We start from the raw sequence: 22,243 nt of genomic DNA, 5'->3' as shown, positions 1-22,243 counted from the left end.
GGACGATCAGGTCTGGTTGAATCCGGAACGGATTCGGCCAGAAGCATTAAAACGCGCAGCTTGAGATGACGCGACAACTACGTTGACAAACGCCGCAGGGATCTTTAGCTGAGCGACAACGCAGTCCCTTTACAGCGAGCTACCATGCGTCTGGCGGACTTCGTAGCGGAACAGGGCAGAACTTTTACCTTGGTATGAGGCCTGATCCACGGATACGATGTCAGTTGCATTAGCATCGGCCCCACAACCTTCTCGCCGCTCTGTTGCCCAGATGTTGCGTCGAACCATCAGGTCAAAGAGTGTTCGACCAAGTCGCGCGCCTTCGGTTTGAATGCGGGAGTGCGCGGTAAAGAGATATGGATCACTATCTGTAACATTGCGCGGCAAAAGTGCCTCTTTTTAATGCTTTACATTCTTAAGACACCTGTATTCTTGGGAGCATCGACACATTGCGAGTGGGCTATGGAAATACGCAGAGCAAACGGGCGGGACAATGACCTCTTCTGGGAGAAGTCACTGAGCATTTACGGAAGAAAGCTGGAACTTATTGCGTCTAATATAGCCAATGCCGACACGCCAAATTACAAAGCACGCGACCTCGACTTCAAGTCTGCCTTGAGCCAGGCGATGGCGCCGTCTGAAGCAGAACTGCAGAGCAGTCAAAGGTCTCGCACGCTACATTCAAATGATCCGCTCCCGTTCCCGATCCTATATCGTGTCCCGTCCCAGGGAAGCGTGGACAATAATACGGTGGACATGGACGTAGAACGGGCTGCCTTTGCGGACACTGCAGTTCGATATGAGCTTGCCATTCAGAAACTGTCTCACGAATACAAAGAGATGGAAGAACTCCTTAGGACGACGCCTTACTAGTTGATTCAAATATCGTTTCCATATACGCCATCGTCCCTATGCCAAACCTGAGCATGATAAGCGCAACGGTGCTTGCATGCACCACCACATGCGATCGAAATTCTGGGCTTAACATGCTATTGAAACATCGGGACCAAGACCCAGGTTGTCGCACGTCTCAGCAGCAGAGTCAGGTTATAGAAAGGAGAACTGAATGTGGGCATTCTGGATCGACTCTTGAGCGACCGTTTTGGCAGGGCATCATAGCGATAAACATCATGGCGGTGGTTGTGCCGTGTCGCCAGGCAAAGGTTATGGCAATTCTCCGCTTTCCGCGATCAGCAATGCGATCGAATGTCACGCTTACAGCACTCTGAAAGCGCAAGGAGCGAAATCTTGCCAGTGAACCGCCCAGGCTTCCGTGGAGGCCGGTTAGTGTGAGTCAGGCCGTGATGGCTTGACTGCTCAGTTGCTCTTAATGGTTTGCCTCAGCTTCGGCTGGAGGTATATAGCCGAGCGGTTGCAGCAGGCGGTGGTGGTTAAACCAGGACACCCACTCCAGCGTGGCCAGTTCGACGGCTTCACGCGTTTCCATGGAGCGCGGCGGTGGATCAGCTCGGCCTTGTAGAGCCCATTGATCGTCTCAGCCAGGGCATTATCGTAACTGTCGCCCTTGCTACCCAAGACGATTCGATGCCGGCTCCTGCCAGGCGCTCGCTGTACTTAATTGACACATATTTGAGACCCACGGTCGCTATGGTGGACGAGCTCGTTGCGCTCGGGCTGACGTGCATACAACGCCTGTTCCAGCGCATTGAGCACGGAGTCGGTCCGCATCGAGCTGCTAACGCGCCAGCCGACGATGCGTCGGGCGAAGACGCCGATCACGAAGGCCACGTACATGAAACCCTGCCATGTCGAGACGTACGTGAAATCGCTGACCCACAACTGGCTCGGCTGCTGCGCCTTGAATTGGCGGTTGACTTGGTCGAGCGGGCATGGCGCCTTCGCATCGGCTACCGTCGTGCGCACCACTTTGCCGCGCATGACACTTCGCAGGCCGGCCTTACGCATCAGGCGCTCCACCGTGCAGCGGGCAACGTCGGTTCCCTCACGACGCAGTTGGCGCCACACCTTGTCGGCCCCATAAACCTGCAAGTTCGCCTGCCAAACGCGCTCGATGTCGACGCTCAGCACATCGTCGCGCTGGACACGGGCACAACGCAATGCCGGGTTGCGCTGCTGCGCAACGTGGCGCCAGTAGCCCGACGGCGCGACCTGCATCAACTTGCAGATCGGCTCGGCGCCAGCCTCCCGATCGTACAGATGGGCTGTCGCGGCGGCGCCGAGCATATTGTTGTTCAGACTTCCAGGCGCTGCAGAGCGCCGCAGGCATTGAAGCGCATGGCGACCAGCATCGCGTGCGGCAATAAGGACTGCAACGGGCCACCGAAACAACTGCGTCACAGGTCGCACCTGCACGGCGGCCTCGATCACGGGCAGCAAGTATTCCTGCTCCGCGCCGCTGAGGACGAGCAACTGGTCCTTCGCTGTCGCCCCTACCATTTACGCTTCTGCTATCTCGCGCTCGACCGTCGCCTGCGCCTGGCAAGCGACGAAGCGGTAGCCGCTGCCGTGCACGGTTTCGATGTGCTCCTTGCAACAGCTCGGCTGCAAGGCGCGCAAGCGCTCCACTTGGCAATCGACGGTGCTTTCGTCGAGGTGGCTTACGCCGCAGCTAAGAGGCGCGCGATGGCGCGGCCATTGCGGCGCGTCAAATAGACCATGAAGACCAGGCCGATCAGCATCAGCGCCCAGTCCGCTGGTTCAGGTACGGCGACAGCGTTTACCTGGGTCAGGCTCAGCAGCGACGAGTTCGAAGTAACGACGACGCCCGTCTTCGATAGCGAAAAGTTCAGCGCACCGTTTGGATCGCCGATGAGGTTGGAGTTCGAGTCGTACAGCGCTATCGAGAAGAAGCTGTTGCTGTCAAAATTGCTGGCGAAACCGAGGAAGTCTTCCGAGAAATTCAGGTAGAACGCAAACGGACCGCCCACTGCAAGGAATAGATCGTTATAGGAACCGGCATTGCCAATGGTAAAACCGTCCGTCGTCCCGCTGACCGCGCCAGTCCGATCGAGCTCGAACAGCGGCTCGCCGACAAAGTGAGACAGTGACGCCGTCACGGGGGCGGCGCCGTCGATGCTGCTGAATAGCAGGTCAATGGAGGCGATGTCCGAGGTGGCGGTATCGGCGATGCCGATTTGGTAAGTCGGCAGCACGGCGGCGCCGGCCGTCAGGTTCGCCGCAACCAAGCCCAGGGCCAGCACGACATGACGCAGGTGTTTTTGAACGTTGAACATGTAATTTCCTTAGAGAGTGCCGCTGTAGATGACAGCGTTGTAGCCGATTGGGCTCTTGCTTGGATTGGAGAAGATCACCGTGACTGTTGCGCTCTGATTCGGAGCGAATGCGCCACTGCCGAACGTGACGTACGGAGCGCCGTTGTGCTTGCCTGAGGCATTGTCGATCGAGATGCCCGACGTCAGGTTACTGAACACAACGTTGACCGGGCCGCTGATGGCTTGCGCCGTTTTGTTGGTCAAGGTATAGGTCACGCTGTACTTCTGAGTCGCACGGTTGTACACAGGACCCACGCTGGTCACTCCGAAGCTGGCGGTAACATTGGTGAAGCAGCTATGGAGCGACGTCGACGTGTTGCGCGGCGCCACCGCCATGACCGTGAAATCAGCGCGGTTGTTGTTGGTATCGACGCATGCATCGGTGCGGAAGGCTGCCGTCGTCGGCGACAGCGTTGCGGTCGGCGCACCACCCTCGGCAGGCGTTGAACCGCTGCCGAACGCCACCCAATCGATCACGTTCGAGCTTGTTGGATTCGCTGCGGCGGGCAGTGCAGTCGTACCGTTGACCAGGGCCACTTTGCCGGCGGTCCCGGACATATTGATCGTGCCCGTCGCATCCGCAGCAGGGAGTGCAGACCCGTTGGCGCCGCCCGAAAATTCGGACACCAGGAAATATTGCCCAGGTTGTAGCGTCTTCGCTGGCAGCGCCGTGGTGTTGGTCCACGAAGTGCCCGCCGACGAGGCATATTGCACGCTCAGGCCGCTCAGAGATACCGGCGCCGAGGTCGGGTTGAAAATTTCGATGTAATCGCTCCTGAGCGCTGCGCCGGAATTACCGCCAGCACCATAAATTTGACTGATCACCAGGTGAGGCGCAAGGGGCGCAGATGTTCCCGCCGTATTGTCGATCGTGAACGCAACCGCACTGGAGCTGCCAATGTTGTTGGCCGCGTCGTAGGCCTTGGTCACAAGACTGTGGCTGCCCTTAGTCAGAAGTGTGGAATCGTATCCCAGCGTGTACGGCGCCGCCATGCTGGAACCGACCAGGCTGCCATCGACATAGTACTCGACCTTGGTCACGCCGACGTTGTCGCTGGCCGTGGCGTTGAGGGTGATGCGGCCCGCGCTACCCGTTACGCTGGCGGAAACGACCGGTGCGGTCAGGTCGATGATCGTATTGCTGGTCATGAAGGTGACTGGGGCCGACTTGCCGATATTATTGGACGCGTCGTAAGCCCAGGCGACCAGGCTGTGGTTGCCGTTCGGCAGTTTGGTCGAATCGAGCGTGGCCGTATAGGGGGTCACGTCGGTGCCCGAAATCGGGTTGCCGTCGACATAGAACACAACCATGGTCACGCCTTTGTCGTCGCTGGCGTTGGCCGACAGCATGATGTTGCCACTGCTGCCGCTGACACTGGCGCTGACAGTCGGGACAATCAAATCGTCGCCGCTGGCCACCTGGGTCACCCAGATCGGTGCGGACCACAGGACATTGCCGTCGTTCTGGGTCACTTTGGCGTAGTAGAAATGGTCGCCAAGGGTCGGGGTAATGGTCTGCGATGCGCCCGTTCCCAGCACAGTGACGGTGCCATTGCGGCCTGGCACGCCTTCGTAGAAAGTCACCGTAGAGGCCGACTTACCAGTGCTGTTCGAATAGTTCGCGGTCAAGGAAAGCGAGCCGTAATTGGTGATGCGCTCGCCCATCATATGGGTCTCGCCCACCGTCGCACCGTTGCCCTTGCTGGTGAGGATCAGTTGCGAAGCCTTGTCCATGGTCGCAAACAGGCGGCGCGCCTTGACGGCCTCGATAAAGCTGGCGTTGGTGAACGCGGTGCCGGTCGGGATCAGGATACCGGTGCGGTTGGTGTAGGATGCGCCCCAATTGGCGCAGTGGTTATCCTGGTTGGTCGTGAACGCCACGTGGAAGCCCGCCTCGAGCGCCTTCTGGCAGGCACCCTCGTAGCTGCTGCGGCCCGTTTCCGTTTCCGTCGTGTTGACCGAGAAGGCCGAGGTGTTGAGCACTTCGCACAAGGCCATCGCGGTGTCGCCGTCGGCCGTATAGCCGAGCGCCTTGCCGTTGACCAGGAACTGGCCATTGCTGGAAGGGTGATTGAACTGGCCGAGCCAGCCGCGCTGGGCCATCAGCGTGTACAGACCGGCGTAGTCGCCCTTGGCCGTGAACGTGTCGCCGATCAGCTCTCCGCTGCTGTTGTATTCCCACTCCAGCAATTGCGGCGTGTTGAAGATGTTCATGTGACCGCCGTTATTGATCACGCCCCATTCCAGGCCGTAGATGCCAAGGAAGTTCGGGTTGGCCGCATTGAAATCGACGGCTGCATTCAGGCCCGACTTGAACAGCGCGCGCGCCTTGACGGCATCGGCGCCGGTGTTGGTGCCGTCGGAGCCGTCGTACATGTGGTTATGCTCGGAGGCCATCAGGAAGTCCAGGCCCCTGTTCATCGCATAGGTGTAGGCCTGGGTTGGGCCGCCGGCCGTGCCGGACTGGGGATTTTGTGCGCCCGAACAGGTGGCCAGGTTGCCGCCGCCGTCGCTGTGGTTGGTCTGGCTGTGCAGGTTGCCGAAGTAAACCGTGTAGGCCGGCTGCGTGGCGGCCACCGCCATGGTCGTGGCGGCGCCCATGCGCATCGACTTGGTCGACGTGGTCGATGTGGTCTGCTTGGGCAGGGGCGCGGCGACCGTCGCGGCGCTTGGCATGGCAGCCACTGACGGCTCGCCGACGACGATATCCCATTTCTGTTCTTCGACGTCACTGGCCGCCGCGAGGACGGCGTCGACACCCTCGGCGCTCGTGTCGGAGCCCTCTTCGGTCGTCGGCTTGGCCACGGCGACCATGCGCAGCGTGTAGATGCCGTCGGCGAGGCTTGGATCGGCACTGCGCGCGGCCCAGTCGATATTGACCTTGCGCGACGCGTCGGTCAGGCGTTCGATACCCTGCCAGCGCTGCACGGTATTCCCTCGCGCGTCGAGCAGTTCGAGGCGCCAAGTGATTTCCTGGGCGTTTTCAACGAAGGGATAGGAAAAATTGAGAATGAAACTCCGGCCGCCCTGGGTATCGCCCGAGTACGGTGCGTACAGCGTGGCTTCGAATTCGCGATGATCTTCCTTGAGATCTTGCGCGGAGACGCCGAAATTGAGTGCCGCCAATGCCATCGCGATCAGTGCGCGACGGGGCACACCTTGCTTGCCAAACTGATTTTTGCGGTTCATAAACCTGAGCCTCTTCGTTGGTATTTGTGGAAACTGGTGCGGCCGTTGTGCAATATGCATTAATACATGTAGTAAGGCAAATACAAATTTTTTGCCAGTATTGGAGACATCGCGACAGAACGGACCTTTTGCCCTTTAAAAAAGCCCTTTAGATGAAATTAATGTGGATAAATAATCATAAATACTCCAAAATTTTCACACTGGGAGGTGGCGCGCCCAAGCTTCGGTGCCGATACGACGTGCATGATTGCCACCAAACAGTCTTATGATCGACACTCCGGTGCGGCCATCCAGGTCATGCGTTTTCGCCATCGAAGTCGTCATGTCATCTACGGATGACAATGGCCGATCGATTTATTACTGCAGCCTGGCAGCCGCGGGGCATAGCGTTAGCGCATGTGTCAAGTCTTGTTCTGGCCGAAGTACGTATCCCGTAGGTAATAAATGTCTCCTTTTGGCCCAGTCCGTGCCGCTGCGAGCTCGGCGTGCACTTGTCCTTGAGTGGGCAACCCTTGCAGTTCAAGTGCCAGAACCGATGATTCGTGACGTCTTTCTCGGCGCTCGCGAAATGCTATATCAGGACCACGTCCGCCGGGCAGCGAAACTCGCTATCTAGCGCGTCGTAAATTAGTGGGCTTGTCAAACCGGCCATTGGCTTCGGAGGTTTTTGTGGATGGCGCCGAAGTGCAAATTCCTGCTTCATGGGACCGGGATTTCTCCTCCCTTGAAGTAGCCGCGGTCGGCAATCGCTGTCAGTACCGTTGTGCCGTTTGCAGCACGAGATTTCTTGGCCGAACCGGACAGCTGGTCGCGGTCGCTGCCGATGTTCATTACCGCGTGCTCAATGACCAAATGATGCTTGGCGTCGACTGCGGTCTGCACGTTGTAGACGACTATGCCTGAGCAACGCGTCATCACTGAGCGTGAGTCTGGATCAGCGAGCGAGATTTGCGTTTCACCAGTCTCTATCAGCTTCGCTTCTATTTCCATGAGCATTGCGACTTGCGACTTGCGATTTCATCGCAGCGATCTTGTTATTAAGAGGAATGCCTTTCGCTTTGCATTTTCTGCTTTCTGACGGTCAGCCGTACCTGAGGTGTACTGTCAATAGCGGACACTCTTGTTTCAAGCTGCCTGCTGTTGCCTGCTGAATTGTTCAGCAAATACAGCCCGGCGGAAATATAGCCAAGGCGTGAGTGACGTCGTAGGCGGTTGTAGCATCTCTCGATGTATTGCTGGATGGCCGCTTGAGCATCGGCCCGCGTGGCGTAACGCTGGTGATGTACCAGCTCGTTTTAAGGCTTCCCCAGAAGCTCTCCATGGGAGCGTTGTCGTAGCAGTTCCCCCTGCGTGACATGGATGCCTGCATGCCGAATTGTTTAACCAGTCCTTGGTAATCATGCGCGCAATACTTGGGCGGATTCAACCGGTCGTCGCAACACCTTAACTTGAGGAGGTGTTTATGGGACGGCCAGCGGGGTGGATGCAGAAGTTGACAGGGAGAGGAGCGATGCGCTCACCGGGTGCGCCCTCGCATCGCCGGGAAACCGAGCGACAATTCTGGGAGCAGATAGCAACAGGCATTACAAGTGAGAAGGCTGCTGAGGCGGTTGGCGTGTCGCAGGCGGTTGGGACTCGCTGGTTTCGTCATAATGGTAGCATGCCACTTTCTATATTGAGCCCAATATCGGGGAGGTACTTGTCGTTCACGGAGCGAGAAGAGATTGGACTTCTTTCGTGCCAGGGCGTCGGAGTACGAGAGATTGCTCGCCGTATCGGGTGCAGCGCTTCAACGGTTTCCCGGGAGCTGACACGTAACGCTGCAACTCGCTCCGGCCGACTTGAGTATCGAGCTTCGGTTGCGCAGCGGAAGACGGAACTGGTTGCTAGAACAGCCAAGCCTTCGAAACTAATGACCAGTCCACGGTTGCGCAGCTACGTGCAAGACCGCTTGGAAGGCAAGGTTCGCGATGCTGAAGGTCATGACATTTCTGGGCCCCTGCCAGCGCCGTTCATAGGCAGAAACAAGCCGCATCGCGGTGACCGCAAATGGGTCATCGGTTGGTCGCCCGAACAGATATCTAATCGACTGCAAACCGATTTTCCGGATGACGAATCCATGCGCATCTCGCACGAAGCCATTTATCAGGCGCTCTATATCCAAGGTCGAGGAGCTCTTAAGCGCGAGCTGGTTAGCTGTCTGCGCACCGGGAGGGCGTTGCGCGTACCGAGGGCCAGAGCGCAAGCCAAAGCCTGGGCACACGTTAGCGAGGATGTGATGATCTCCGAACGTCCTGCAGAAGCCGAAGATCGTGCTTTGCCAGGGCATTGGGAGGGTGACCTGATCATCGGCTTGAACCGGTCCGCGATCGGAACGTTGGTCGAGCGATCAAGCCGATTTACCATGCTTGTTCACCTGCCTCGCAAGGAAGGCTACGGATTAATACCCAGGACGAAAAATGGCCCTGCGCTGGCTGGCTATGGAGCTGTTACGATGGCGAATGCGCTCAAGAATACCGTGACTGACATGCCGGCCTTTCTGTGGCAGTCATTGACATGGGATCGGGGCAAAGAATTATCTGATCGTGCCCGCTTCACGGTCGAGTCAGGTGTGAAGGTCTTCTTCGCCGACCCGCACAGTCCATGGCAGCGCGGTACAAACGAAAACACGAACGGCCTCCTGCGACAGTACTTCCCAAAGGGTACCGACTTGTCTCGCTGGAGCGCTCGAGAGATCCAGGCTGTTGCGAATACATTGAATTCGAGGCCTCGGAAAACGCTCGGATGGAAGACACCTGCCGAAGCACTGGACGCGTACCTAAAATCTGTACAACAATTTAGTGTTGCAACGACCGGTTGAATCCGCCTTGGCTGCCACGGTCAGAGTGGTGAATTAGCCCTGGTGCGGGACGCTTGTTGCGTACAGCGCGCCAGAGTGCCTTCGTGGTCAGTCCCTGCGTCATCCGCTCACCCATCGCATAGCCGACCAGCTCACAGGTAAAAATATCCTTGATGCCCGCGAGGTAAAGCCATCCCTCGCCAGTGGCGATGTAGGTGATGTCGGTCACCCAGGCTTCGTTTGGTCGGGTCGGCGCGAAGGTCTTATTGAGCAGATTTTCCGCGACTGGCAAGTCGTGGTTCGAGTTCGTTGTTGCCTTGAATTTCCGCTTCTGCTTGCAGCGCAGGCCAAGCTCACGCCGCAGGCGTGTGATGTGGTCGCGACCCGCCTCAAAACCCCGGGAGGCCAGCTCCGGCTTCATGCGCAATAGCCCATAGGTTTCCCGCGCTTGTACATGCACTGCCTGGATGGCGACCTTGAGACGCTCGTCCTCGTGCACGCATGCCGACGGCGAGCTCTTTCCCATCCATAGAATCCGCTACGCGAGACGTCAAACACGGCACGACGTCGTGAGCGGAAAATCGAATCGTATTGTGTTTATGACCGCGTACCTGGCAGCGACTCCTGCGCAAAGTACGCTGCCGCTCTTTTTTTAAATATCTCGCTCCACACGGGCTTCTGCCAGCTCTTTACGGAGCTTCGTCACTCCCGCCTCCAGCTCCGGCACGGAACGGCTACCAGGTGCCGCTTTGGGCGATGTGCCACGCTTTGCGGCGGCTACCAATTGGCCAGCGTTCCCTTGGGTATCGTCAGGCGATGGGAAGCATCGTCCAGCGTCCGCCCCTGCGTCAGAAGCAGCTTAACCGCTTCCCCACGAAGCTCCGGCGTGTATGTTTTCTTGGTGTTTCATAAATTCTCCCGTTGATGACGTTTACCAAACAGGAATGTCCGAAAAAGTCAGGGTACCTCAGCTCTAAAAATATGGGGATTACCCGACACTAAGCGTGTCGGCAGGGCCGTAGTTAAAAACCTAATGGTTCCGAGTGGAACTACTGCACAAAAACAAGTAAGACGCCGGACGGGTCAATTACATGGAGAACAAGTGATGTCTCAACTATTTCGATGGGTTTGACGCTCATACCAGGGAATGCATTGGATGCTTCCATTTCAGAGGTCCTTGCATACCAGCCATGCGCTTCATCAACACCAATGACGACCATGAAATTCTCTGCCCATTGTTTGACGTAGTAGTCTTGCAACCGGAAGGAATACCCGTTCAGCTCGAAGTCAACAGTGCCACCCCAACCCTCCGCCTTATTGAATCCCAGCGCGCAGTAAAAACGCTGCGAAATTTCGAAATCTTTGGCAGGCATATAGGGCTTAAATTCATTGATCGATAGTGGCATGGTTCCCTCCATCGCTCTCGTAAGTAAAATTCGGCTGGACACCAAAGTTGTCCTTGCAAAGCGGTGAAACCGTTCGCCGTAGATGCAAAACATCGCTTACTGCTCCAGGGTGCACCCGATCTGGCACCAATGGGCAGGCTTGAGCCATTTTCTGTAATATGCGGCAAAGCCGTCGCATAGTTGTGCCAATATGGCAGGATTCAAAACCGCCCGCTTGCGCGCCACGCCTTAGGCAGCACCCACCATAGTGCCAGAATAAGCGCAGCAACGAATCCGGCGACCAGGTTCGCCAGCGTGTGGCCGAGTACGCTCGAAAGCACTAGTTGCGAGGCGAGCACGAGTGCCAGAGACAAAGCGCCGGCTCCTGCGAGGATTTGTCGCGTCGCAATGTGTTTGAACCGCGTCCGGTTAGATAGCGGACGAATAAGTCGGTGTTGCACGGCCGGAGCGCTGAAGAGCACCAGCGCGGCGACAGAAAGCACAAAGGTGGCCAGAAACACGTGCTTTTCGACCGCCACCACAGCAGCAAACCCGGGCGCAAAAGGTACCGTGATAAGAAAGGCAGACAGCAACTGAGCGCTGGGCAGCAGCACGCGGAGTTCGCCCAACATGTCGCTGAGGTCGCCATCGTCTTGGTCGGTCGTTGCCACCATGCCGCCAAACTTGGCGCACCACTTGTAGAACGTGGCATTGCTGATGTCATGCTCACGACACAGCTCGGGTATGGGAGTGCCGCCCTCAGCTTGCTTGAGAATGGCGATGATCTGGCTGTTGGTAAAGCAAGTCGTCTCCATGTAGAGCTTTCTCTGTCTAAGTAGAAACTTCTACTTCTGAACTCACTCTTCGTGGGAGGCGATTACCCGACCCACTGTCGCCGCGTTGGCGATCAGCGACCCGAGCAATAGTAGTTGTATCGTTACCCATTATGGGCGAGATCAATTATTTGCCCCGGTTCACCGAAGAGAACGGCGCCGCCGGCGACGTTCCCTTCGCAATCAGCACGAGAGACAGCAGCCCATCGGTTGTACTTGCCGCGGGCGGCCAAGCAAAGGCAATGAAGGTCACTGAATTACTGGACGGCGCGGTCCGTAGCCGAGCTATCTGCTACGGCAGCATGATCTTAGATATCACGCTCACGGGCATGTTTGTCGCACGCAGCTGCACAGGCGTCGCATGCCGCTTTACATGCGGCGCAATGTGCATGCTTGTCAGCATGCGCTGCACACGCCGCCGCACATGCCCTGCAAATATGTGCACAGAGCGTACAGAAATCACCGTGATGCTCCGATCCGCGAGCCAGCGCATTCATGGTTGCGCTACAAATATCGGCGCAATCGAGATTGATCAAGGCGCAATTGGCTGCGCCACCTTCGCGAATGTCAGCCGCAGCACACGCCTGGGCTGCATGGATAGCTTCTTCACATGCCTCGATACAGGCCTTCAGGTTGTTTTCGTGCATTTTGGTAGTTTGCATATGGTCTCCATAGCGGGTTAAAAAAGAGAATGATTCTCATGCATTCGCAATGTTAGACCTAAGCGCAATAATTACGCGCGGAATTGGAAATTGCCTCGCCGTCTGCAGACAGAAAAACCGTGCGAACCTGCCGATCAAGCCGGTCCCCGCTCGACATCACCTGCATCTGTCTCGCCCCCGCTTTCGACATCGCGCCTGTTTGCCGACCTCCCGGAATCTTCGACGCTGTCGATCACGGGAGATGCATCGCTATCTACACGCTCGACATCGACGGCGACGTCCATTCCAGGCGCCGTCTCAACATCGGTTTCGCTCTCGGGACACCCGGGACCGTCTTGAGACGGTGCGGGGCTTGCGCACATTTTTTTTGTTGCCATCAAAATTCTCCAAAATACGAATCAGTATTACCTCTGGTTGCCAGCCGTTCCGATTCACAACCAACTCTCGGGATGAAAATACTGCTTTCGATTTACGCGATTTCGATTGGTCGTAACGACTTTACAAGGTCGTCCATTTCCTTCAGTTGCGAAAGAAATGCATCGAGGACGTTGAGGGGCAAGGCGCTAGGGCCATCGCATTTCGCGGAATCCGGATCTGGGTGGGCTTCCAGGAAGATTCCACCCAGGCCCACGGCGACGCCGGCGCGGGCCAACTCCACGATTTGCCCACGCCTTCCTCCAGACGTCGGACTCATCGGGTCACGCTGTTGCAGTGCATGGGTTACGTCGAAAACAAGTGGTATGCCGGGGCAGGCCTTCTTCATCACGCCGAAACCCAGCATGTCGACGACGAGGTTGTCGTATCCGAAGCAGGTGCCGCGATCGCACAACATGACCTGATCGTTGCCCGCCTCTTTGAATTTTTCGACGATAAGGGAAGTCTGCGCTGGACTGAGGAACTGAGGCTTCTTGATATTGATAACCCGTCCCGTTTTCGCAAGCGCAACAACAAGGTCGGTCTGCCTGGCCAGGAACGCAGGCAACTGCAGCACGTCGACGGTTTCAGCGACCACGGCGGCCTGCGCGGGTTCGTGAATATCGGTGAGAACCGGGACCCCAAAGGTCGTTTTGACTTTCTCCAGCATCCGCATGCCGGACTCGAGTCCAGGGCCGCGAAACGAACGTATCGATGATCGGTTCGCTTTGTCGAAGCTCGCCTTGAACACGTAGGGAATGCCCAACCTTTCCGTCACCCGGACGAATTCTTCGCAGGTACGGAGCGCCAATTCAAGTGATTCGAGCACATTGATTCCGCCGAACACAACCAACGGCGCGTCGTTTCCTATCTTCACACTCTCAGCAATTTTGATCATCGTAATTTTCCTCTGTGCGACCGCACTTCGCAGATCCGTAAGCGATTGAAGGCACACACCGTGCGGCCGGGTGATTGATTTTTTTGCCGCAGCCTTACCTCATATCAGCATATCGATCATGAAGAGCAGGATGAACCCGAGGAAGAACATCGCCGCCTGGACGGGTGTTTCCTTGCCTTCGTGCGCTTCCACCAGTAACTCCTCAGTCACCAGATAAAGCAAGGCGGCCACGCCAAACGCCAGCAAGGCGTCGATGAACACCGGGGTTACGCTGTTCAGTATGACTGCGCCCGCGCCCGCCCCTGCCAGCACCCCGATACCGAGGATTGCGGCGGTAATGCCGATCCTGAGCGATGTCTGGCCGGCGGTACGCAATGACGTCGCGCAGGAGGCGCCAAGAAAGAACGTTTCCAGTACAAGGCCGATCGTGAGCAGCAGGCCCTGCTTCTCACCCGCCGCGAACGAGAGCCCGATCAATGCGCCGTCGAGGACGACGTCGACGCCCAGCGCGGTGATCAGCGCGCGCGGATCGCGGCTTCCCTCCGCGTTCCCGCCTCTCTCGCTCCACCATTTCAAGCCAAGCATGAAGGCAACGCCGAGCGAGAATCCGATGAATGTGGGCCAAGGCATGCGCCGATGCATCAGGTCCGGCAGCAACTCGACAGCCAGGACGCTGAACACCGTACCCGCGGCAAAATGTTGAACCGCGCTGCGCAAGCCGGCGCTCGGTTGCTTGAGGAGCGCGAGCAGCGCGCCAGCCAGGGTGGCGGCGGCAGGGAGCGCCGCATAGAGCATCACTTTCGACAAGGTGGCTGTCACGACGATGCCCCCTTCGAGCCGATGTCGCGAAGATCCGACGATTGAGGAGGTCTCTCGTCCAGATCCGCCGCCACGGCTGTGTCGACAGATCGGCTCGCCACGTCCGGGTATGCGAGCAGGCGCAAGGCATTGATCACCACCAGCACGGTAGAGCCTTCATGGAACAGGACCGCGGTCCCGATATTCAGGCCGAAGATGGTCGCTGGAATCAGGACGGCGACCACACCCAGGCTTACCCACAAGTTTTGCTTGATCACCCACTTGGTACGGCGCGACAGGCCGACCGCGAACGGAAGCTGACTGAGATCGTCGCTCATCAAGGCAACGTCGGCGGTCTCGAGTGCGACGTCCGAGCCGGCCGCGCCCATCGCAATGCCGACGGTCGCGTTCGCCATCGCGGGCGCATCGTTGACGCCGTCGCCGACCATGGCGACCTTGCCGTGGCGTTCGCGCAAAGTCTTGATTGCCTCGACTTTCTGTTCCGGCATCAGGTCGCCCCTGGCTTCGGTCAGGCCCACGGTGCGCGCGACAGCATCGGCCACCTGCTGGTTGTCACCAGAGATCATCACCAGCCGTTCGATGCCAAGCTCCCGCAACTGCGCCATCACGCCAGGCGCCGCCGCGCGTGGCGTGTCCATGACGCCGATCACCCCCAGGAAGCGCGAGCCCTTCCTGACGATCATCGTGGTGCGGCCGGACTGCACCAGCTGCTCGTCGGCAGCGGCTAATTCGGGTGGCAATCGCATGCCGTCCAGCTCACTGAACAGTACCGGCTTGGCAATGTAGACAGTCTCGCCATCGACCGAGGCCTGGACACCGCGGCCGATGAGGCCACGCACATCGTCGGCACGGACCGCAGCAGTGCCTGGTTTGAGCCGGTCGCGCCCGCCCTTGACGAGCGCCGATGCCAGCGGGTGGTCGCTATGCGACTCGACCGCCACGACCACGGCCAGCAATTCGTCCTCGTTGGTGCCGCTCGCCGGGATCACATCCGTCAGTTTTGGCCGCCCTTCGGTCAGGGTGCCGGTCTTGTCGAAGGCAATCGAATTGAGGCTGCCGAGGTTTTCCAGCGGGCCGCCCCCTTTTACCAGCACACCGCTGCGCCCGGCCCGTGCCACCCCCGACAGGACGGCACTGGGCACCGAGATCGCCAATGCGCATGGGCTTGCGGCTACCAGCACGGCCATCGCGCGGTAGAAGCTGGCCGAGAACGGTTCGTCGATCACCAGGAAGGCGAGCATGAGCAAAGCCACGAGCGCAAGGACGACCGGGACGAACACGCGTTCGAACTTGTCGGTGAACTGCTGGGTGGGCGAACGCTGCGCCTCGGCTTCCGCCACCATCTGCACGACGCGGGCCATCGTCGATTGCGAAGCAAGGCGTGCCACCATCACCTCCATCGCGCCGGCGCCGTTGATGGTGCCGGCGAATACGCGGTTGGCCGCATCGACCCGGTCGAAGGCGGCAATCGCGCCCGCCCCATCCTGGGCCGGAGATTTGTCGACCGGGATGCTCTCGCCTGTCACCGGCGCCTGGTTGACGCTGGATGTGCCTTTGACGACGACGCCGTCAACGGGCAAGCGTTCATTCGGCTTGACCAGCACGATGTCGCCTGGCGCGAGGGAAGCCACGGGAACCTCTTCCAGCTCTTCGCCGCGCTTGCGCATTGCCGTTTCCGGAGCGAGCTTGGCCAGCGCTTCGATTGCCTGCCGCGCGCGCCCCATTGCAAAGTGTTCCAGCGAGTGTCCGAGGCTGAAAAGGAACAGCAATAAGCCACCTTCCGCCCAGTTTCCCAATGCTGCCGCGCCGGCGGCTGCAACCAGCATCAGCGTATCGATTTCGAAGCGACGGGCACGCAGGTTCTCGACCGCCTCCTTGACGGTAAAATAGCCTCCGAAGAAATAGGCGGCAACATACAAAGCCAAGGGAAGCCAGTCCGGGCCGGCAGCGGCGCGGTCGAGCAGCCAGCCCGCCAGTACGCAGGCGCCGGCGATGACGGCAAAAATGAGTTCGCTATGTTCGCCGAACACTCCGCCATGGGCATGGCTGTGTCCCGCATGGCCGCCCTTGTCCTCATGCGCATGCCTGTGCCCGGCATGAGCACCGTTTTGCTTATGCGCGTGATCGTGGTCGTGTTCCGTTTCCGAGCTCGCGTCAGTCAATTCCGTACCAAGGGAGTCGACCAGGTCTTCCAGCCGTGTTCGCGCCACGGCGGCACGCTCATATTCGACACGAATCCTGCCGGAGGCAGATACCTCGGCCTCCAGCACGCCCGGAATCTCACGCAAGCGCTCCGAAAAGAGCCGTGCGCTGCGCGAGTGGAGTGGCGAGGGCGTGTACCCGATGTAGTGGGCGAACTTTTCGCTGAGTTGCGCACCCACGGCACTGACTAGCTCACGCAGCCGCGACACCGTGATGAGGGACGGGTCATAGTGCAGGCACAGCAGGGGCGGCGATCCCTCTTGTGTCTCTATATGAACATGTTCCACTCCCGGCCGGCCTGTCAGCAGGCTGACGAGCCGCGCGACGCAAGGATCGTTCGCATCGTCCACCTCGGGCAGGATCAATGGCAATTCAAGCCGCACTCGTTCCGATTGTTCCATATAAGCTCTCGGTTCCTGGAAATACCAGAATAATGCTGACACCGAATATCGTCCGTATGCCAACACACCGAAGCGGAACCAAACAGGCTTGCCGCGGAACTTTACCCGCGCTTGCATGCGTTTCCTGCTTTGAGCAGGCGAAGTCCATTGAACACCACGAGCAGGCTCGCGCCCATGTCTGCAAAGACGGCCATCCACAGGGTGGCTGAGCCGGCGATGGCCAGGACCAGGAACACAGCCTTGATCAGCAGCGCGGCGACGATATTTTGCTTCAGGATGGCGGCAGCCTGCCTGCTCAAGCGGATGAACTGCGGGATCTTGCGAAGGTCGTCATCCATCAGCGCGACGTCTGCTGTTTCAATGGCGGTGTCGGTACCCGCTGCGCCCATCGCGAACCCGATATCAGCCTTGGCCAGCGCCGGGGCATCGTTGATGCCATCCCCCACCATGCCGACGGTGCCGAATCGCGCCACTTCGTCATTGATGGCAGAGAGCTTATCCTCGGGCAGCATGTTCCCGCGGGCGTCATCGATGCCGACCTGCCGTGCGATCGCGGTAGCTGTCACCGCATTGTCGCCCGTGAGCATGACTGTCCGGATTCCCAACTGGTGAAGCTGGGCGATCGCTTCCCGGCTCGTTTCACGGATCGTATCCGCCACCCCGATCACCAGCAACGGCGCGCTTTCATCGCAGAGGACGACTGCAGTCTTGCCTTCACCCTCCAGTTTCGACAGGACGCTTTCCGTCGCGGTGCTGCAGATGCCGAGCTCCTCGACCAGGCGGTGATTGCCGAGGTAGTACCACTTGCCGTCGATGTGCCCTTTCGTACCGCGGCCGGTGAGCGCCTCGAACTCGCTCACGGAAGCGAGGGGAAGACCCAGGGCCGCGTTTTTCCAGTGGCGGCTCACCGCGGTCGATACCGGATGGTCGGACCGGTCCGCGAGCGCGGCTGCGAGCTGCAGATGAGTCTGTGCATCGCCTTGCAGGGGCAACACATCCGTCACATCGGGCTTACCCTGGGTGATCGTGCCGGTCTTGTCGAGTGCCAGCGAGCGCAGTTTCCCGCCCTGCTCCAGGTAGACGCCGCCTTTGATGAGGATGCCGGCCCGTGCCGCGGCGGCCAGGCCGCTGACGACCGTGACCGGAGTGGAAATCACCAGGGCGCAGGGGCAGGCAATCACCAGCAACACAAGTGCCTTGTAAATCCAAGGCATCCATTCGGCGCCCAGCATGAGGGGCGGCACCAGGGCGACGGCGAGCGCGATGGCGAACACGATGGGCGTGTAGATGCTGGAGAAGCGGTCGACGAATCGCTGCGTGGGCGCGCGACTGCCCTGCGCGTCCTCGACCGCGCGGATGATGCGCGACAGGGTCGAGTTGCTGTGGCCCGCGGTGACACGGTATTCGAACGAGCCGGTTTCATTGATCGTGCCGGCAAAAACCTTGTCGCCCACCGTTTTTGGTACCGGCATGCTCTCGCCCGTGATCGGTGCCTGGTTGACGGACGACTGGCCGGTGGTCACTTCCCCGTCCAGGGCGATCCGCTCGCCGGGCGCGACACGGGCCAGGGCGCCGATCGCGACCGTGGTGGCGTCCTGTTCACTCCAGCTGCCGTCGTCAAGGCGCACGCTGACCCGCTCGGGTGTCAGTGCCATCAGGCCCTGGATGGCGTTTCTCGCACGGTCGAGCGAGCGCGCCTCGATCATCTCGGCGATGGCGAACAGGACCATGACCATCGCCGCCTCCGGCCACTGCCCGATCAGTACCGCGCCGGTCACGGCGATCGACATCAGGGCATTGATATTCAGGTTGCGGTTCTTGAGCGCGATCCAGCCTTTCTTGTACACCCCCAGGCCCGTCGTCGCGATCGCAAGCACCGATAGCAGGATGACTGGCCACCAGTTTTCATCGCCCGTCGTCCATGCGACGATTTCGGCACCGACCGCTGCGGCCAGGCCCAGGGCAAGGACTGCATACTGCCGCTTTCGGGAGGCGGGTCGCACCGCCTCGGCTCGTCCTTGTCCAGCCGCAACGAGCACCGCCTGCATGCCGATGGACGTCAGTGCATCCTGGATCGCCGCTGCCGGTCCACTATGCCTGACGACCAAACGACGCTGGACGAGATTGAAGTCGAGCTGTTCGACCTGCGGCAGGCCGGACAGCTTGTTACGGATGAGCTTCTCCTCGGTTGGGCAATCCATGTTCTCGATGCGGAAAACAGTGCCGGCTGCTGACCCGCTTTGCTCATCGGCCTGTTCAACCACCGGGTCCATGCCGACCGCCCGTACTGCTGCAAGGATCGCCTGTGGATCGCCGAGGCTGTGCTCCACCCGCAAGCGGCGCTGGACAAGATTGAACTCGAGCTTTCCGACGCCTGCGATGCGCCCGAGCGCTTGCCGCAGCAGTCCCTCTTCTGTCGGGCAGTCCATCTGGTCGATGCGAATGAGAAGGGAACGGTCCAGGGCTGAAGACGAGGCACCCGCGGTCTCGATCGGTGCAGATTTTTCGCAACATGATTTGGTCTGGCATTCCGACATGACGACTCCTTGAGAACTGTGTATAGTTCCCATTGAACACCCTGTAGGGGGTACGGGGTCAAGCACTAAATTAACGCACCGGGATTTCTCTTGAAAATTGGCGAATTGGCAGAACGCTCAGGCTGCCTGGTTGAAACCATCCGCTACTATGAGCGCATTGGATTGCTTGCTCCGCCTGAGCGGTCGGCGAACAATTATCGAGCCTATAACGAGCTTCACGCTGAGCGCTTGCTGTTCATCCGGCATTGCCGCGCCCTGGACATGACACTCGATGAGATCCGGACGCTGCTCGATTTTCGCGAGGCGCCGGGAAAAAATTGCGAGAGCGTCAACGCGCTGCTCGACAAGCATATCGGGCACATCGTCGACCGTATAGCAAACCTGTCAGTACTGGAAACGCAGCTCAGAGACCTCAGGAGCCGTTGCGTCGCCACCGACAGCACAAACCCATGTGAAATCCTGCAGGCGCTCGGCACTGCCGACGCTTGCGACGAGCCAGCAAGGCTTGGGCGCCATTGACCAGCCGTGGACTTTCCGCGCCATCACTGCATTGCCGAATCAGCGAACAGCCGGAACAATGCGCTTGACCTTCAAGTAGCTAGAAGGTGTTTAATATCAGGTTCTCGAACCTAAAGACAAGTATCCCGATATGACGTACCCCATTTGGCGTCGGCTAATCGCCTTCGTAACGTTCTGCTGCTGCGTGATCGGTACGACACACGCTAATCCCACATCATCGGAAGCGGAAGTCCGCCAGCTCTGGCAGTTGCTCGATTATGTCGCCGTCGATTACGCCGGCGCGGTCCAGAACGGAGCGATTGTCAGCGAACTGGAATATGGCGAAATGCAGGAGTTCTCGACGCGCGCGCAGAACCAGGTGCAGGCATTGCCTCCGCATCCCTTGCATGCAGAACTGGCAGCTGCCACCATCAAACTAAAGCAGGCGGTCGAGCGCAAGGAATCGCCGCAACAGGTTGCCCAGCTTGCGCGGGAGGCAAACCGTGTGCTGCTGCAGGCCTACCCCTTCCCTGTTGCGCCGCGCGCCCTGCCCGATCTGGCCCGCGGTGCGGCGCTGTACCAGGTGCAATGCGCTTCATGCCATGGAGCGGCCGGCGCCGGCGATGGGGCACTCGCGGCCAAGCTCGAACCCAAGCCAATCGCATTTACCGATGAGGAAAGAGCCCGCTCCCGATCTCTCATGGCCCTGTATCAGGTCATTAGCCAGGGTGTCGAGGGCACATCGATGCCGGCCTTTGCAGGCCTGTCCGAGCATGAGCGCTGGTCTCTGGCGTTTTATGTCGGCAGCCTGGCGCTCAAGGACACGGACATCGCAGCCGGCGAGTCTGCATTCGCACAGAACAACGCCACATCTGCCACGATTCCCGACATGAACACGCTCGTGACGGCAACCGAAGAAGAACTGGCTAAGGCAAGCGAACCGTCGACCGCACGGGCGGTTCTGGCCTACGCACGCACCCACCCCGGGGCCGTACAGGAGCAGCAGGAACGCAAGGGCATCGTCCTTGCGCGCAAGCTGCTGCAGGACAGCCTGGATGCCTTGAAGAATAACCAGCGGGCGAAGGCCACCGAGCTTGCTCTATCGGCCTATCTGGACGGCTTCGAGCCGCTCGAGGCAAGGCTCGACGCGACTGACCGCCAGCTCCTGGTCGACGTGGAGCGAACCATGCAGCTGTACCGGGGCGCGGTTGCACAAGGCAATGTGTTACGTGCGACCGAATATGCCGGGCAGCTGGACGCGGATTTCGTACGTGTCGAGGAGCTTACCGGCGCGAACAAGACCGACGCGACGACGGTGTTCGTGGGCGCGCTGACCATTCTCCTGCGCGAAGGTGTCGAAGCCCTGTTGATCGTGATCGCGATGGTCGCGTTCCTCCGCAAAGCGGAGCGTCCACAGGCCTTGCACTACGTGCACGCCGGCTGGATCTCGGCGCTGGGGGCAGGCGCCTTGACATGGGTGGTAGCGACCTATATGGTCAGCATCAGTGGCGCAAGCCGTGAAGTGACCGAGGGCCTGTCGTCGCTCTTCGCCGCCGCGGTGCTGCTGTCGGTCGGGCTATGGATGCACCAAAAGGGCCAGGCAGGACAATGGCAAGCCTACCTCAAGCAGCATCTGACGGCGGCAATGGAAAAACGCTCCGCATGGGCCTTGTTTGCACTGGCTTTCATTGCGGTGTACCGGGAAGTCTTCGAAACGGTCCTGTTCTACTCGGCGCTCGCAGCCGACGGCAACGGCCCTGCCCTGTTGGCAGGATTCGTTACAGGCCTGGTCTTGCTGTCGGTGATTGCTGTGATTTTCCTGCGTACCAGTGCACGCATGCCGATCGGTAAATTCTTCTCATTTAGCTCCGTGCTTGTAGCTGTCCTGGCCGTCGTCCTAGTCGGTAAAGGGATCGCCGGGCTGCAGGAAGCCGGATGGATGATGGCCACGCCAATTACCGGGCTGCGCGTGCCCGTGCTTGGGATCTACCCGACCATACAGACCTACGGAGCGCAACTGGCCCTGCTACTGGCAGCTGGCCTTGGTTTTGGATTTAACTTGGTAAAAGCTCGCAGATAGTCGGCAGACAAGGAGCAATCATGAGAAACAAGACAATCGTTACCGTTTCAGTTGCTCTGCTCGTACTCTTGGGCGGCTGTGCCGACCCAAGCCTGGGACGAAACAGCAGAACTGGCTGGGTTACCGAATTCCACACGGCAGAGAGGCTTTCGAAGGCCCGCCCAGCCTGCTTGGAAAATCTCAGCGACGTAGATATTGCTAGCCATCGATACGCCTTATTTAGGTACTATTA

General features: G+C 59.2%; 14 protein-coding genes and 4 pseudogenes. 4 read left to right on the top strand and 14 right to left on the bottom strand.

All coding sequences use genetic code 11. The annotated features are described in order from the left end of the window. The first annotated feature begins 402 nt into the window (after window positions 1-402). A complete protein-coding gene (gene flgB, locus BM031_RS23170) occupies window positions 403-873 on the top strand; it encodes a flagellar basal body rod protein FlgB (protein WP_307187551.1) in 471 nt (156 codons plus the stop codon). Between the two features lie 454 nt (window positions 874-1,327). Here flgB and BM031_RS23165 read toward each other — a convergent pair. The 5 genes and pseudogenes from BM031_RS23165 to BM031_RS23145 all read right to left on the bottom strand — a co-directional run. Beyond that, window positions 1,328-2,160, bottom strand: a pseudogene (locus BM031_RS23165) (IS3 family transposase); the annotation flags it as partial. Between the two features lie 419 nt (window positions 2,161-2,579). After that, window positions 2,580-3,215 (bottom strand): NF038129 family PEP-CTERM protein, encoded by a 636-nt coding sequence (locus BM031_RS23160; RefSeq protein ID WP_091877035.1) that lies wholly within the window; start codon window positions 3,213-3,215, stop codon window positions 2,580-2,582. A 9-nt stretch (window positions 3,216-3,224) separates the two neighbouring features. Further along, on the bottom strand, window positions 3,225-6,443 hold the full coding sequence (locus BM031_RS23155) for an Ig-like domain-containing protein (protein ID WP_091877033.1): 3,219 nt from the start codon (window positions 6,441-6,443) through the stop codon (window positions 3,225-3,227). A gap of 699 nt (window positions 6,444-7,142) precedes the next feature. Beyond that, entirely contained in the window at window positions 7,143-7,433 is a 291-nt protein-coding gene (locus tag BM031_RS23150; RefSeq protein ID WP_143084690.1) for a hypothetical protein, read from the bottom strand. Window positions 7,434-7,568: 135 nt separating this feature from the next. Continuing rightward, window positions 7,569-7,857, bottom strand: a pseudogene (locus tag BM031_RS23145) (integrase core domain-containing protein); the annotation flags it as partial. Window positions 7,858-7,926: 69 nt separating this feature from the next. Here BM031_RS23145 and BM031_RS23140 point away from each other — a divergent pair. Next, window positions 7,927-9,303: an IS30 family transposase gene (locus BM031_RS23140; protein ID WP_091877029.1), complete on the top strand. Its 1,377-nt coding sequence runs from the start codon at window positions 7,927-7,929 to the stop codon at window positions 9,301-9,303. A 7-nt stretch (window positions 9,304-9,310) separates the two neighbouring features. On the opposite strand, the pseudogene BM031_RS26160 reads toward BM031_RS23140, so the two are convergent. The 9 genes and pseudogenes from BM031_RS26160 to BM031_RS23100 form a co-directional block, all read right to left on the bottom strand. Then, window positions 9,311-10,140: pseudogene (locus BM031_RS26160) on the bottom strand (IS3 family transposase); the annotation flags it as partial. 191 nt (window positions 10,141-10,331) lie between these two features. Then, the gene (locus BM031_RS23130; RefSeq protein ID WP_143084689.1) at window positions 10,332-10,688 is read right to left on the bottom strand and encodes a VOC family protein; all 357 of its coding nucleotides are present in this window, start codon (window positions 10,686-10,688) and stop codon (window positions 10,332-10,334) included. A 200-nt stretch (window positions 10,689-10,888) separates the two neighbouring features. Beyond that, window positions 10,889-11,341, bottom strand: a complete 453-nt coding sequence (locus tag BM031_RS23125; protein WP_177207880.1) for a DUF6328 family protein — start codon at window positions 11,339-11,341, stop codon at window positions 10,889-10,891. Next, window positions 11,332-11,482: pseudogene (locus BM031_RS25725) on the bottom strand (transposase); the annotation flags it as partial. The gene BM031_RS23125 and the pseudogene BM031_RS25725, both read right to left, overlap by 10 nt. Before the next feature lie 326 nt (window positions 11,483-11,808). Beyond that, the gene (locus tag BM031_RS26450) at window positions 11,809-12,147 is read right to left on the bottom strand and encodes a four-helix bundle copper-binding protein (protein ID WP_502501503.1); all 339 of its coding nucleotides are present in this window, start codon (window positions 12,145-12,147) and stop codon (window positions 11,809-11,811) included. A 484-nt stretch (window positions 12,148-12,631) separates the two neighbouring features. Continuing rightward, window positions 12,632-13,474 (bottom strand): 3-deoxy-8-phosphooctulonate synthase, encoded by an 843-nt coding sequence (kdsA, locus tag BM031_RS23115; RefSeq protein WP_091877017.1) that lies wholly within the window; start codon window positions 13,472-13,474, stop codon window positions 12,632-12,634. Between the two features lie 99 nt (window positions 13,475-13,573). Further along, entirely contained in the window at window positions 13,574-14,293 is a 720-nt protein-coding gene (locus tag BM031_RS23110; protein WP_091877015.1) for a ZIP family metal transporter, read from the bottom strand. Then, window positions 14,290-16,896 carry a heavy metal translocating P-type ATPase gene (locus BM031_RS23105; RefSeq protein WP_091877013.1) on the bottom strand — a complete coding sequence of 869 codons (2,607 nt, stop codon included), beginning with the start codon at window positions 16,894-16,896 and terminating at the stop codon, window positions 14,290-14,292. The genes BM031_RS23110 and BM031_RS23105 overlap by 4 nt, the downstream gene beginning before the upstream one ends. Window positions 16,897-16,997: 101 nt before the next feature. Then, window positions 16,998-19,433, bottom strand: a complete 2,436-nt coding sequence (locus BM031_RS23100) for a heavy metal translocating P-type ATPase (protein ID WP_091877011.1) — start codon at window positions 19,431-19,433, stop codon at window positions 16,998-17,000. A gap of 90 nt (window positions 19,434-19,523) precedes the next feature. Here BM031_RS23100 and cadR point away from each other — a divergent pair, with 90 nt between their 5' ends. Together cadR and BM031_RS23090 are read left to right on the top strand one after the other, a co-directional pair. Beyond that, a complete protein-coding gene (gene cadR / locus BM031_RS23095; RefSeq protein ID WP_091877009.1) occupies window positions 19,524-19,952 on the top strand; it encodes a Cd(II)/Pb(II)-responsive transcriptional regulator in 429 nt (142 codons plus the stop codon). Between the two features lie 130 nt (window positions 19,953-20,082). After that, a complete protein-coding gene (locus BM031_RS23090; protein ID WP_091877006.1) occupies window positions 20,083-22,011 on the top strand; it encodes a cytochrome c/FTR1 family iron permease in 1,929 nt (642 codons plus the stop codon). Window positions 22,012-22,243: the final 232 nt, after the last annotated feature.

Source organism: Massilia yuzhufengensis, assembly GCF_900112225.1.
GTDB lineage: Bacteria > Pseudomonadota > Gammaproteobacteria > Burkholderiales > Burkholderiaceae_D > Telluria > Telluria yuzhufengensis.
The sequence above is the reverse complement of the archived record's forward strand: the minus strand, read 5'-3'. Positions and strand labels throughout refer to the sequence as shown.

What these genes read in the sequence shown, in the direction of transcription:
- flgB (WP_307187551.1), top strand. Translation starts at nt 403, where the DNA reads ATGCTTTACATTCTTAAGACACCTGTATTCTTGGGAGCATCGACACAT.
- BM031_RS23160 (WP_091877035.1), bottom strand. Translation starts at nt 3,215, where the DNA reads ATGTTCAACGTTCAAAAACACCTGCGTCATGTCGTGCTGGCCCTGGGC.
- BM031_RS23155 (WP_091877033.1), bottom strand. Translation starts at nt 6,443, where the DNA reads ATGAACCGCAAAAATCAGTTTGGCAAGCAAGGTGTGCCCCGTCGCGCA.
- BM031_RS23150 (WP_143084690.1), bottom strand. Translation starts at nt 7,433, where the DNA reads ATGGAAATAGAAGCGAAGCTGATAGAGACTGGTGAAACGCAAATCTCG.
- BM031_RS23140 (WP_091877029.1), top strand. Translation starts at nt 7,927, where the DNA reads ATGCAGAAGTTGACAGGGAGAGGAGCGATGCGCTCACCGGGTGCGCCC.
- BM031_RS23130 (WP_143084689.1), bottom strand. Translation starts at nt 10,688, where the DNA reads ATGCCACTATCGATCAATGAATTTAAGCCCTATATGCCTGCCAAAGAT.
- BM031_RS23125 (WP_177207880.1), bottom strand. Translation starts at nt 11,341, where the DNA reads ATGGTGGCAACGACCGACCAAGACGATGGCGACCTCAGCGACATGTTG.
- BM031_RS26450 (WP_502501503.1), bottom strand. Translation starts at nt 12,147, where the DNA reads ATGCACGAAAACAACCTGAAGGCCTGTATCGAGGCATGTGAAGAAGCT.
- kdsA (WP_091877017.1), bottom strand. Translation starts at nt 13,474, where the DNA reads ATGATCAAAATTGCTGAGAGTGTGAAGATAGGAAACGACGCGCCGTTG.
- BM031_RS23105 (WP_091877013.1), bottom strand. Translation starts at nt 16,896, where the DNA reads ATGGAACAATCGGAACGAGTGCGGCTTGAATTGCCATTGATCCTGCCC.
- BM031_RS23100 (WP_091877011.1), bottom strand. Translation starts at nt 19,433, where the DNA reads ATGTCGGAATGCCAGACCAAATCATGTTGCGAAAAATCTGCACCGATC.
- BM031_RS23090 (WP_091877006.1), top strand. Translation starts at nt 20,083, where the DNA reads ATGACGTACCCCATTTGGCGTCGGCTAATCGCCTTCGTAACGTTCTGC.